Origin of the sequence: Cryobacterium sp. M15 (assembly GCF_002929675.1) — a bacterium.
Lineage (GTDB): Bacteria > Actinomycetota > Actinomycetes > Actinomycetales > Microbacteriaceae > Cryobacterium > Cryobacterium lyxosi.
In genome coordinates this window covers 71,679-82,900 of record NZ_PJJW01000038.1, presented here as the reverse complement: position 1 = coordinate 82,900, position 11,222 = coordinate 71,679, and the positions used below count along the sequence as shown (strand labels likewise).

At 64.5% G+C, this 11,222-nt stretch carries 13 protein-coding genes; 4 read left to right on the top strand and 9 right to left on the bottom strand.

Going from position 1 to position 11,222, the window contains the following annotated elements; all coding sequences use genetic code 11:
- Positions 1-99: 99 nt before the first annotated feature.
- Entirely contained in the window at positions 100-288 is a 189-nt protein-coding gene (locus CXY83_RS17405) for a hypothetical protein (protein WP_146069903.1), read from the top strand.
- Between the two features lie 19 nt (positions 289-307).
- Here CXY83_RS17405 and CXY83_RS10105 read toward each other — a convergent pair whose 3' ends face one another.
- The 5 genes from CXY83_RS10105 to CXY83_RS10085 all read right to left on the bottom strand — a co-directional run bounded on the left by CXY83_RS10105 (position 308) and on the right by CXY83_RS10085 (position 5,122).
- Positions 308-1,663, bottom strand: coding sequence for a sensor histidine kinase (locus CXY83_RS10105; protein ID WP_104197228.1), 1,356 nt, complete (start codon positions 1,661-1,663; stop codon positions 308-310).
- Complete coding sequence (locus CXY83_RS10100; protein ID WP_104197227.1) at positions 1,656-2,399, bottom strand: response regulator transcription factor; 744 nt, start codon at positions 2,397-2,399, stop codon at positions 1,656-1,658. The genes CXY83_RS10105 and CXY83_RS10100 overlap by 8 nt, the downstream gene beginning before the upstream one ends.
- Positions 2,400-2,558: 159 nt before the next feature.
- The gene (locus tag CXY83_RS10095) at positions 2,559-3,551 is read right to left on the bottom strand and encodes a BTAD domain-containing putative transcriptional regulator (RefSeq protein ID WP_104197226.1); all 993 of its coding nucleotides are present in this window, start codon (positions 3,549-3,551) and stop codon (positions 2,559-2,561) included.
- A 228-nt stretch (positions 3,552-3,779) separates the two neighbouring features.
- Complete coding sequence (locus CXY83_RS10090) at positions 3,780-4,133, bottom strand: phosphomethylpyrimidine synthase ThiC (RefSeq protein ID WP_104197225.1); 354 nt, start codon at positions 4,131-4,133, stop codon at positions 3,780-3,782.
- 122 nt (positions 4,134-4,255) lie between these two features.
- A complete protein-coding gene (locus CXY83_RS10085) occupies positions 4,256-5,122 on the bottom strand; it encodes a response regulator transcription factor family protein (protein WP_104197224.1) in 867 nt (288 codons plus the stop codon).
- A 113-nt stretch (positions 5,123-5,235) separates the two neighbouring features.
- Here CXY83_RS10085 and hxlB point away from each other — a divergent pair, with 113 nt between their 5' ends.
- The 3 genes from hxlB (at position 5,236) to CXY83_RS10070 (ending at position 7,355) form a co-directional block, all read left to right on the top strand.
- Positions 5,236-5,820: a 6-phospho-3-hexuloisomerase gene (hxlB, locus tag CXY83_RS10080; RefSeq protein WP_369831149.1), complete on the top strand. Its 585-nt coding sequence runs from the start codon at positions 5,236-5,238 to the stop codon at positions 5,818-5,820.
- Between the two features lie 57 nt (positions 5,821-5,877).
- On the top strand, positions 5,878-6,501 hold the full coding sequence (gene hxlA / locus CXY83_RS10075; protein WP_104197223.1) for a 3-hexulose-6-phosphate synthase: 624 nt from the start codon (positions 5,878-5,880) through the stop codon (positions 6,499-6,501).
- A gap of 332 nt (positions 6,502-6,833) precedes the next feature.
- Positions 6,834-7,355: a hypothetical protein gene (locus CXY83_RS10070; protein ID WP_104197222.1), complete on the top strand. Its 522-nt coding sequence runs from the start codon at positions 6,834-6,836 to the stop codon at positions 7,353-7,355.
- A 10-nt stretch (positions 7,356-7,365) separates the two neighbouring features.
- Here the strand turns inward: CXY83_RS10070 and CXY83_RS10065 are convergent, their stop codons facing one another.
- From CXY83_RS10065 to CXY83_RS10050, 4 genes are all read right to left on the bottom strand, one after another.
- Positions 7,366-8,034, bottom strand: coding sequence for an HAD hydrolase-like protein (locus CXY83_RS10065; RefSeq protein ID WP_104197221.1), 669 nt, complete (start codon positions 8,032-8,034; stop codon positions 7,366-7,368).
- Positions 8,035-8,133: 99 nt separating this feature from the next.
- Positions 8,134-8,829, bottom strand: coding sequence for an endonuclease NucS (gene nucS, locus CXY83_RS10060; RefSeq protein WP_104197220.1), 696 nt, complete (start codon positions 8,827-8,829; stop codon positions 8,134-8,136).
- A 109-nt stretch (positions 8,830-8,938) separates the two neighbouring features.
- The gene (locus tag CXY83_RS10055) at positions 8,939-10,189 is read right to left on the bottom strand and encodes an MFS transporter (protein WP_369831148.1); all 1,251 of its coding nucleotides are present in this window, start codon (positions 10,187-10,189) and stop codon (positions 8,939-8,941) included.
- An 86-nt stretch (positions 10,190-10,275) separates the two neighbouring features.
- Positions 10,276-11,085 carry an SDR family oxidoreductase gene (locus CXY83_RS10050; protein ID WP_158251868.1) on the bottom strand — a complete coding sequence of 270 codons (810 nt, stop codon included), beginning with the start codon at positions 11,083-11,085 and terminating at the stop codon, positions 10,276-10,278.
- Positions 11,086-11,222 lie beyond the last annotated feature (137 nt).

Genomic DNA, 11,222 nt, shown 5'->3' with positions numbered 1-11,222 from the left:
CAACTCGAAGCCGGCCGGCGATTGGATCTCAGTCGCCGGCCGGCTTTCCCCATGTTCTGCAGTACAACGAACATCAGTGGAAAGCCTTGAGGAGAGGTCATGACGTCACGCAGGAACGCTCTCCAGCTGGGCGCATTCGGTGTGCTTGGTCTGATCGAAATGGATGATCTCGGTGACTATGGCAGTTTGATCGGTGCCGGAACGCCGGGTGGAGGCCGCGTGGACATGGCCACAGAGCCCGAGCCGGGCCGCGATAGCCGTCGCTGGTCGGGGTCATGCTTTCTTTGAGGCGGCGCCGGGCGGTCGACTAACGCGAGCGAACCGGAGCTGCACGATCGAGAGTAGCCATGACGGAGGTACCGCGGCCTGCCCAGGAGCGAACCTCAAGCGAGCCGCCAGCAACATAGACGGTGTCGCGCATGATGCGCAGGCCCAGATGGTTGTCGGGGGGATCGGCACTCAAATCAAAGCCGCAGCCATTGTCATGAATGAGCAAAATGGTGCAGTCATCGTCTTGCATCAGGGTGAGCTCGAGAGTGCTGGCCCTGGCATGTTTGACGGTGTTGGCGAGCACCTCCCTGGCCACTCGGTAGAACATCGCTGACCGGTCGCGGTCGAGGTCGCAATTGGGCGGCACGGTTAGCTTCACCTGAATCCCTTGCTCGAGCAACGGTGCGGTGAGGCGGGCCAGTGCTTCGGGCAGCCCAAGTTCTTCCAGGTCGGGGGGATACAGTTCGGTCGTCATGGCTCGGAGGGTACGCACGTTCTTCTGGAGGATGGCCTTCGCCTGGCCAAACAATGGACGATTCTCGGGTGCGGAGTGCATCTCCTCGGCTTCGAGGGCATAAGACAAACCGGCCAGATCTTGAATGACTTCGTCGTGCAGGTCGCGCGCAATGCGCTGGCGTTCGAGATCAGAGGCGTCGATCGCGTGCTGCAATAATTTACGCTTGGTCGACTGATGCTTTTGGATGCGGCGAGCCAGTTGCACTGCCGGAACGAGCTGGGCGAGTTGGAGGGCACCCAACGCAAGCAGGAACGCCGGGATAAGACCGAGCAGTGCGGAATTCTGTTCCTGACGCACACCATCGACGTTGAAATAGGCCTCAAGAACAAACGTTTCACCAGTGGAGGCGATCGTCGGCACGTAGACCTCGACGAGTTCGCCCGAATCGGCTTCATATCGGTCATCGGGAGATGTCTGCGTTTCCAGAGTGGCCCGACCCTTGCCATCGGCCAGCATTTCGAAGGTCCAGCTGGGCAGGGGGAAGGTCTGACCGATCAACCGCGGCAGATCGGAATAGACGATGGTGCCGTTGGTATCCCACACTTTGACGCGCACCATAGAACCGTCGGCGATGCGCGGGGCGAGCCGTTCGTCGAGCTGTCGACGCGCACCGGGGTCGCCGTCAATGACGGCATCAGTGATCAGCGGCCCGATCGAGTAGTCGGCCAGCCGGTGGGTGAGCAGCACCGCGTTGGCCATGGCGTTATGTGCGGACTGCGCGCGTACCCAGAGCGATACCGGCACAGCGACCAGCACCATCGCGATGAGCCCCATGAGCAGAAATCGCTGAACCGCGGCGCGAACCCCGGAGCCTTCGGCGGCCTGAGCGTCGTCGTGCCAATTGGGCAGCGACGAGCCCGGCCGCCGTTTAGACATGCTGGGCCGGTACCAAGCCGAGTCTGGTCGCGATCACAACGGCCTCCAATTGCGAGTGTGCGCCGAGCTTGCCCAGGATTGCCTTGACATAGCCACGGCAGGTGTTCTCCGAGATGCCAAGAACTTTGGCGTTGGCGCGCACGTCGGAGCCTTCGCCCATGAGCCGAAGCACGGCGAACTCGCGCTTGGTCAGCTCGGGAAAGGGGATCTCTTCGCTGCGCTGGCGGCGTCGGGCGCTGAGCAGCCCGACAAGGGACGGATGCACGATGAAGCCACCGTTACGTGCGTGCCGCAGGGTGTCAAGCACCGTCGCGAGCGATCCGTCCTTGGGCAGGAACGCGCACACCCCGATCGCGGCGGACTGCTCAAGGGCCTCGAGGGCAGGGTCGCCTGTGAGGATGACGATGCGGGTATTCGGCGCGCGGGCGAGAATGGCGGCGGCCGCAACGAGGCCACTGCCGTCGGGCAGGTGGTAGTCCATGACGACGACGTCGGGGAGCAGCTCTAAACAGGCGGCGATGCCGCTGGCCACGCTGTTGGCCGAACCTACGCTGCACAAATCGGGTTCGCGATTAAGGGACCCGATGAGCAGTTCGGCGAACGTAGTGTGGTCGTCGACGATGAGTATGCGGATTTGTCCCGTCGTCGTTTCAACCACCGGGATGGAACCGGTCAGGGATGCGGTAGCGGTAGTCCCCTGCGCGCTGGGTTCGATCGGGGACATCTGCGCGGTCATGTGCGGAGACCTCTCTGCCCGTTCGTGAGCTTCCGTAGCGTGGGAAGACGCCGTACTTTTCCAATTGACGAAGTCAGTATCAGGAGAAGCGCAGTTTTTGTCGAGGGCTTACTCTTTGCCCCCCCATATGGTAGGTCGGCGCGCGCAGGCGCGGCCAGCTCAAGCGCGAGCGACGGCGCGTCGCAGAAATGACGTGACAACATCAGTAGCCTCCCGGAGGGAATCCTCGACCGGCTCTGGGCGAGGATGATTAGTGGTGGCACGGCGCAAGGCCGAGCCGCTGGCGGATGACACTCGGAGTTGGTCGTGCAATGTGATCAGGGCGGAAAGCACGTCGGCCAGGTCGCCGTCCCCATCGGCTGTCGCGTGCAGCAGCCGCAGCTGGGCGGCGCGCAGAATCGGGCCGGGAGCGCAGCCCAACTCGTCCTGCATCGCACGACGACACCGGTGATAGGCCTGAAGCCCTTCGGCGTGACGCCCGCTGGTCTCTAATCCCAGGATAAGGGCCGTCCATGCCCGCTCGTTCAGTGGTTCGTCGATCAGCGCGAGATTCGCGAAAACGAGGGCGTCATCGATGCGGTGCAGGACGGCGGCGATTTCCGAGGTGAGAATGCGGGCGCTGGTTAGGCGAGCGGCGTGCAGGTTTCGGGCTTCTGACGCCCAGGCCGGAATGAGTTCGTCGCCGAGAAGCGGTGCGTCGGCGAGGTTCAACGCCCGCAACAACAGAGGGTAGGCGAGGGTGGGTTCGGTCCTCTGCGCTCGCTGCAACAGTACGTCGAACTGGTCCAGGTCGACGTCGACCAGGTCACGGTCCAATACGTAGCCGCCAGTGGTGGTTTTTAGCGGACCGAATTTTCCCGCGCCCGGCTGCAGATGCCGACGCAGAACACTCACGTAGCTTTCGAGGGTGGGCAGCGCCTCGACCGGAGCATTCGCGCCCCAGAGCATTTCAATCAGGCGGTCTTTGGAAACGGGCAGCCCGAGGTGAACGAGCAGAATTTCGAAGATCTGGCGGGGTTTGGGTCCGCCCAGCTGGTGAGCGTGCAGTACGACCGGCCCCCGTCGAACGCTGAGGTTTCCAAACACGTGCACGTTCAGGTGGATCACAGTTGTCGCGGTTGGCTGTTTTCGTATGTCGAATCCGGTTGTCATTACGACCTCCACTGTTGGAATACGACCATGGTGCCCGCTTGTCGATGAGCGGGGTAGCCGCGTGTGGAGTAGGCGTTTACCCCCAATTTGAGGGAGGTTTTCTCAGAGCGCCGTGTGGTGCCCGGTTCCACGAGATAAACGTGTCCCGGTGAGCCCGAGCAGCATGTGCATGCGCACGCGGAGGCGGATGCGCGTGCTCTTGCTCGCGCGATCAGCCTCCAGCCAGCATCAGTTTTGGCGCGTCGTCAGCACCCGGAGTGGCAGGTATACCGAGCTGCCCAGTCGGGCAAACTCGGCCGATTTCTCGGCCACGCCGGCCTCGATGGCCTCGATGGCCTCGAGGCTGGTAGGGCCGTTCTCTTCGGCGTAGACACGCGCATCCGCTGAAATGCGCATGGAACAGAAGTTGGGACCGCACCTGCTGCAGAAGTGGGCGGCCTTGGCCGGGCCAGCCGGAAGCGTTTCGTCGTGGAAGCTCTGCGCGGTGCCTGGGTCGAGAGAGTGCGCGAACGGGTCGGTCCAACGGAACTCGAACCGGGCCCGGCAGAGAGCGTCATCGCGTTCCTGGGCACGGGGGTGCAGTTTGGCCGGGTCCCTCGATCATCACCATAACGCTGATCGCGGCGCCAGATACGGGTGGGCGCGCCAGTTTCAGAGGGCGCGAGGAGCGATAGCTGGCGCAATGAACGAGCGCGGGGAATCGCTCAGCGAGCGAGAGCGGCCAACTCGGCGCGGGTCGAGGCGCCCACCTTGCGCAGCAGATTGGCCACGTGAAACTTCACGGTGTTCTCGCTAATAGTCAGCGCCTCGGCGATCGCTTTATTGCGTGCGCCAGACGCCACGAGCTCGAGCACGCCGCGTTCGCGCGGGCTGAGCCCCCAGGTCGCAGCGGCAGAAACGGATGCCGTGGGCGCGTCGAGCGGAAGTGACACCGCTAGCTCGGACCCCCAGCCGGCGGTCGCCTCGACGTTCAGGGTTCCGCTGAGCGCGACGACACGGGCGGCGAGCTGACGCACACTGGGAACCTCCCCGTTGAGATCGCCCGGTCCGTCGTCGCGAATGCGAATGAGCAGGTTGCTGCCGTCGCAGTCCCATTGCACACGAACCCGGGCGACCCCGGCCTGCTCGACCAGGGCGAGCACGGCGCCGCGCACGATGGCGCGGGCTTCGTGGGCGACCTCACCGGGAAGGGCGCGCCCATTCACCGGTGGCTCGATGAACTGTACGTCGAGGTCGCCGAAACGTACGAGCGGGCGCAGATCGTCACGCAGGCGTTCGAAGGCCTGCGCGACGGGTTCCTCGGTCAGGCTGCGATCGAGGTCACTCACCGCGCGCAATGCGACCATCGCCGCGGCGGCCAGCTCGGTGGCTTTCTGGCGGGCGGCCGTGTCACTCGTGCTTTTCGAGCGCAGCACGGCCAGCAGGGTTTCCAGCGTGGTTGCGTGCGCGTCGGTTAGGTCGGCGATGAGTTTGGAGCGTTCGGCCGCCGCGGTGCGCGAGGTCTGCGCGGTTTGCCCGGAGGAACCGGCGGCGTGAGTGCCGGGCTCTCGGGAGGTTGCGAAGATCGTCATAGGTCCAGCCTACCCGGGCCATCCCTGATGCCCGCTCATAGCTATCCGTTTGGATAGTTAAACCGTCCTTTTGGTGGGCAGCACTCCCGCTCGAAGGAGTGGAGTATTGACCTATGACCGAAATGACAACCACCCCCTCTGCAGCGGATGCTCTTGGCCTCATTTTTGCCGAGAACAGTCACGTCGTGAACTCGCTGCGGTCTGCATCCGCTTCCTCGCTCGACGAGGCGGCCACCGCACTCGCTGCGGCTCCCCGCATATTCGTGCTGGGTGCCGGTCGCTCCGGACTGGCGCTGAAGATGACCGCGATGCGGCTGATGCATCTCGGACTCGACGTGCACGTTGTCGGCGAGGTGACCAGCCCGGCGATCGCTTCTGGCGACCTGTTGCTGGTCGCGAGTGGCTCCGGGACGACGGGCGCCATTGTGCGAGCCGCCGAGACGGCGCAGAGTGTGGGCGCGAACATTCTTGCGCTCACCACGGCTCCCGAGTCGCCGCTCGGGCGCCTCGCTGCGGTGACCGTGGTTATTCCGGCCGCGGCCAAGCAGGACCATGCCGGACAGGTATCGGCCCAGTATTCGGGCGGTTTGTTCGAGCAGGCCCTGTTGCTCGTTGGCGATGCCCTGTTTCACACGCTCTGGCAAGCGAGCGGGGCCACGGCCGAACAGCTCTGGCCGCGTCACGCCAACCTCGAATAGGGCGCGAACCCTTCCAAAAACTTTCCACTCTTAGTCACTAAAAGAAAGCAGAAACCCATGAAGCTCCAGGTAGCAATGGACGTATTGACCACCGAAGCAGCACTCAAGCTGGCTGCCCAGGTTGCCCCGCACGTCGACATCATCGAGCTCGGCACCCCGCTGATCAAGGCAGAGGGCCTGCGCGCCGTCACTGCGATCAAGGCCGCTCACCCCGACAAGATCGTCTTCGCCGACCTCAAGACGATGGATGCCGGCGAGCTCGAAGCCGACATCGCGTTCGCCGCCGGCGCCGACCTCGTGACCGTACTCGGCACGGCTGGTGACAGCACCATTATCGGAGCGGTCGCCGCCGCGACCAAGCACGGCAAGGGCATCGTCGTCGACCTCATCGGCGTCGCCGACAAGGTCACCCGTGCCCGCGAGGTCACCGCGCTCGGCGCGCAGTTCGTAGAGATGCACGCCGGTCTCGACGAGCAGGCCGAGCCCGGCTTCTCGCTCGCAACACTGCTCAACCAGGGCGAGACCGCCAAGGTTCCCTTCTCCCTCGCGGGTGGCGTGAACCTGTCGACCATCTCTTCGGTGCAGCGCGCCGGAGCAACGGTCGCCGTTGCCGGCGGAGCAATCTACGGCGCCGAGGACCCGGCCGCTGCTGCTGCCGCCCTGCGCGCCGCGATCATCTAGTCCCAGCGTTTAATCTGGTGCCGTCCCGCTTCTGCGGGGCGGCACTGTCGCGTTAAGCGGAGGTCCACACCCGCCTTCAAGCCTGGACGGGGCCCGGGCCCCGTCCGGAGACGAACTGGCGAACTGGCGAACTGGCGAACCGGCGAACTGGCGAACTGGCGAACCGGCGAACTGGCGAACTGGCGAACTGGCGAACTGGCGAACCGGCGAACTGGCGCAATGCATTCGTGCGCAACACCCGCGGTGAAGAGAACGGGCGCCGCCGTTGGCCGTAGGAGATCGACCGGCTGATCGAACTCGGTCAGGAAAACCTCGACGACATTGAGCTGGCGGTGGCCGACCTCGGACTTGACTGCCAGTTTGAGTGCACCGGAATCATCGACCTGGCCATCGAGGAACACCAGGGTCAGTGGTTGCACGAGGAGAGCACCGACGAGAATACGGTGTGTCTCGATGCGACGGCCGTACAGGCCGCGGTAGCGTCGTCAACCAATCTCGCCGGGGTGCGGTTCCGACACAAATGGGCCGGTGCCATCGACACCTCAACCTGGTTTTGCGCCTTTTTCGGGCAGGCTCGCGGCGGGCGCATCAGCTACGCCGCCGGATTCACCGGTCTTGGCGGCGGCGCGGCGCACTTCGCCGCCGGGTGGTACTCGATCAGCTGGCTAACCGCACCACGGAACGCACTGAACTGGCTATGGTGCGGGGCGTCCACTTTCGTTTCCGCCGAGCCGATCGCATCCGCTGGAATTCAGGCCACCCGGTGGGCGCTCAACCGCGCCGACCATAACCGGGGAAAACGTAATGTCTTACTCACGAGCTTCGACGCGCGGAGGCTCGGCTTCGACTCCTAGGCGCGAGGTCTCAGCCCAGCAGTAACCGACCCAGCTGGTCGGACGAATACACCACGGCTGTCGCGGCTGCGGCTTCGGCGGGAGAGCCGTAGCCCCACTCCACGAGAATGGCGGGAATGCCGTTGGCCTGAGCGCCGATGGCGTCATAGCTGCGGTCGCCGACCATGACCGCGCCGCTGGTGTCGACGCCGGTCGCAGCGAGACGTGCCAGGGCTTCGGCGACGATGTCGGACTTGTGGCTGCGGGTCTCGTCAGCGGAGGCACCGACCGTTGCCGTGAAGTACTTCGCAAGATCGAAGTGCGTGAGAATGGCGATCGCACTCAGTTCGGGCTTGCTGGTGGCCAGGGCGAGGGGGATGCCCGCAGCGTGGATGCGCTCGAGCAGGCCCGCAATGCCGGGAAAGACAGCTGTATCCAGTGCGGCGGCACCGTGGTACTCGGCCCGGTAGACCGCGATGGCCTCGTGGGCTTCGTCGGGGGTCATGCCTGCGTATTCTTGGAAGGCGTCGAGCATGGGCGGGCCCACGTAGGCGAGCAGTTCGGCAGCCGAGGGAACGGGGCGGCCGAGCAACGTGAAGGTGCGGGCCAGAGAGCTGGTGATAGCCGGGGCGGAATCGGTGATGGTTCCGTCGAGGTCGAAGAGGATGGCGCTCCAGGTGCGCGTTAGAGTGGGATTCACTTAAAATAGCCTAGGCGATCACCGCATAGTTACCCCATTTACCCATTTTTTCTCAGCTTTTGCCCGGTTAGTGTGTGTCGGCTTGGGCTGCGCGGCGAGTTAGAAGAGCTTCGAGGCCGTGTCGTCGAGTCCGCGCATGGCGTCGTAGTCGAGCAGCAAGCAGCGAATACCGCGATCTTCGGCCAGTCTGCGGGCCTGCGGCTTGATCGTCTGCGCGGCGAAAACCCCGCTGACCGGCGCCAAATGCGGGTCACGGTTCATTAATTCGAGGTAGCGCGTGAGCTGTTCGACGCCGTCGATGTCACCGTTGCGTTTGAGTTCGACGGCGACCGATCGGCCGCTCGCGTCCTGCGCGAGAATATCGACCGGCCCGATCGCCGTCATGTATTCGCGGCGTACACAGGTGAATCCCTCACCGAGCAGATGGATATGCTCGGCCAGCAACTTCTGCAGGTGCGATTCGGCGCCGTCCTTGATCAGGCCGGGGTCGATGCCGAGCTCGTGCGCGGAGTCGTGCTGAACGTCGTAGACACTGACCACGAGTTGGTCGGCGGTCTTGGCGTGGGTGACCGTCCAGAGGGCGGTGATACCGGCATCCGCTTGATCACTGTCGGGTTCGGAGATGGTGACCGAACAGGGCGGGCTCATCCAGTTGAGCGGCTTGTAGGAGCCGCCGTCGGAGTGCACGAGCACACTCCCGTCGGACTTGATCATCAGCAGGCGGGTGGCCAGCGGCAGATGCGCACTGAGACGCCCGGCATAGTCAACGGAGCATTTCGCAATTACAAGGCGCACTGGTCGAGTTTACGGCCTCAGGTCGTTCGTGACAGTCCGGATCTGGCCATCGGTCCAGCTTGGTGACCCGCACGCGCGGCCGTCAGTTGGTTTATTGGGAGACGCTCGGTCAAACCGGGGCGGATGCCACCGGCCGCGCAGCCGGAGCCGCCAGCCCGGCCAGTACCATCAGCGCCAAGATCAGGTAGAGGGCATTGAGGATACCCCAGGCCTCGCCGAGCAGGCCGAGCACGGGAGGCCCGACCAGGAAGGCGAAGTAGCCGATGATGGCAACGGCACTCACCCGGGCTGCGGCGTTCTTGGTGTCGTCGGCGGCCGCGGACATGCCCACCGGAAAACCGAGCGACGCGCCGATGCCCCAGAGAATCGTGCCCGCGATCACGAGCGGAGTGTTCGGCGCGAGGATGAACAGCGCGAGCCCCGCAATGCCGATTCCCGCACAGGCGCGCAATACGAGAACCCGGCCAAAGCGATCGAGCACGGGCCCGCCAATGACGCGCCCCACGGTCATCGCGGCCACGAACACGCCGAAGACGATTGCACCGTCGGTGTTGCTGAGGCCGTGACCATCGACCGAGGCGAGGGCGAGCCAGTCGTTGGCCGAGCCCTCGGCAAAGGTCATGCCGAGCACGATGACGCCGATCAGAAGCAGTTTACGGTCGCGCCAAACGGCGAGACTATCTCGCAGGCGGTTGCGCCAGGCTGGTGTGGGGGCATCCGCTTCAGTGGTGTTGACGGGCGCCGGAAGAAAACGCACGGCCACGACGATCGTGCTCAGAACGAGCACTGCCACGATCATCAGGTGCCAGAACACCGAAACCTGCCAAGCGGATGCGGCGGCGCCACCGAGTGCGCCGACCACCGTGCCGAGGCTGAAGCAGGCGTGCATGAGCGGCATGAGCGTGCGACCGATGGCACGTTCAGCTGCGGCGCCCTCGACGTTCATCATGACGTCGACGGATCCCATGCCGATTCCGAAGACGGCGAGGGCGGCGAACACGAACGGTGCCGAGGGCACGACGCTGACACCGGCGCCCATGAGCACGAGCCCGGAGGCCGACAACGAGACGCTGAGCAGCATGGCCCGGCGGGCGCCGAGGCGATTGAGCAGGCCCGCGGCGATCAACAGGCCGACGACCGAGCCGGCGGAGAGTCCAAAGATGAGCAGGCCGACCTGAGCAGTGTCGAGCCTGAGGCCGTCGCGCACGGCGGGAACCCGCGACATCCAGCTCGCGAGGCCGAGGCCCGACACAAAGAACGCCGCGAATACGGCATTGCGCCAGCCGAGCAGGGCGGGGCGCGCACTGCCGACGGCCGCAAGAGCGACGCTGGAGTCAGCGGGGTTAGCCATAATCGGCATCACGGTTCCTGGATGGGGGCGGACGGCCTCGACTCGAGACGGGCGGACAGGTCAAAGGTACAACGAGTGCCACCCGAACGATTTGCCTAGATGCTGCGGTGGTCTCGTACCGCAGATTCCAAATCTGCGAGTCCGGGGGCCATCGCGGCATCGACGGCCATGGGGTCGGAGATGTTGAGCTCCTGCATGCCGCGCCGGTCTTCGGGGACCGTGTTGATTTCGTGGTCGCCAGCCTCCAGTCCGGCCAGCACATCGGCAATGACGTCGTCGAGGGATCGACGCTCCCAGCCCAAGTCGGCGCCGGCGTTCTGAGATGACATCATGTCGGTATCCGTCGCGCCCGGGTAGACGGTCGTCACGTGCACTTTCACTCCGGTCAATTCGCGCCGCAGGGATTCTCCGAAACGAGCGAGGCCGGCCTTAGTCGCGGCGTAGACCGTATAAAATGGCATGCCGACGAGGGCGATTCCGCTGGATATGTTCAAGACAATGCTGTCTCGGTCGGCGCCGGTACGAAGACGCGGCAACAGAGCCCGGGTCAGAAGCACGGGGGCAACGAGGTTGAGTTCGATCATGGACCGAATGTCGGCCTCGCTGGTCAATTCGAGCCGGCCGGCGCGCACGTTGCCGGCATTGTTCACAAGTAGGTCCACGGTGGCCCATGACCCTACGGCCTCAGCTACTCGGTCAACACTATTGGGCAGGGTGAGATCCTGCGTAAAAACTTCGGCCGTGCCGCCGGCGGCTTCGACCAGCCGGGCTGTCGCGACGAGCGTTGACTCTTTCCGGCCGACCAGGAGCAGGTGGGCGCCTCTCGATCCGAATTCGACAGCCAGGGCACGCCCTATTCCCTGCCCTGCTCCGGTGATGATGCCGTATCGGTTAGTTAGATCCACAATAGTCATTCCTTCGAATTAGGCGAGACGGGCAGCGAGTACTCGACTTGCATGATCATTGGGGCCAACGGTCTGCTGACTCGGGCTATTCCCCGCGCGCTCCGCCGCGCATCCGGCGTCGCAGCCAGCCAGGCCTC

What these genes read in the sequence shown, in the direction of transcription:
- CXY83_RS17405 (WP_146069903.1), top strand. Translation starts at nt 100, where the DNA reads ATGACGTCACGCAGGAACGCTCTCCAGCTGGGCGCATTCGGTGTGCTT.
- CXY83_RS10105 (WP_104197228.1), bottom strand. Translation starts at nt 1,663, where the DNA reads ATGTCTAAACGGCGGCCGGGCTCGTCGCTGCCCAATTGGCACGACGAC.
- CXY83_RS10100 (WP_104197227.1), bottom strand. Translation starts at nt 2,399, where the DNA reads ATGACCGCGCAGATGTCCCCGATCGAACCCAGCGCGCAGGGGACTACC.
- CXY83_RS10095 (WP_104197226.1), bottom strand. Translation starts at nt 3,551, where the DNA reads ATGACAACCGGATTCGACATACGAAAACAGCCAACCGCGACAACTGTG.
- CXY83_RS10085 (WP_104197224.1), bottom strand. Translation starts at nt 5,122, where the DNA reads ATGACGATCTTCGCAACCTCCCGAGAGCCCGGCACTCACGCCGCCGGT.
- hxlB (WP_369831149.1), top strand. Translation starts at nt 5,236, where the DNA reads ATGACCGAAATGACAACCACCCCCTCTGCAGCGGATGCTCTTGGCCTC.
- hxlA (WP_104197223.1), top strand. Translation starts at nt 5,878, where the DNA reads ATGAAGCTCCAGGTAGCAATGGACGTATTGACCACCGAAGCAGCACTC.
- CXY83_RS10055 (WP_369831148.1), bottom strand. Translation starts at nt 10,189, where the DNA reads ATGCCGATTATGGCTAACCCCGCTGACTCCAGCGTCGCTCTTGCGGCC.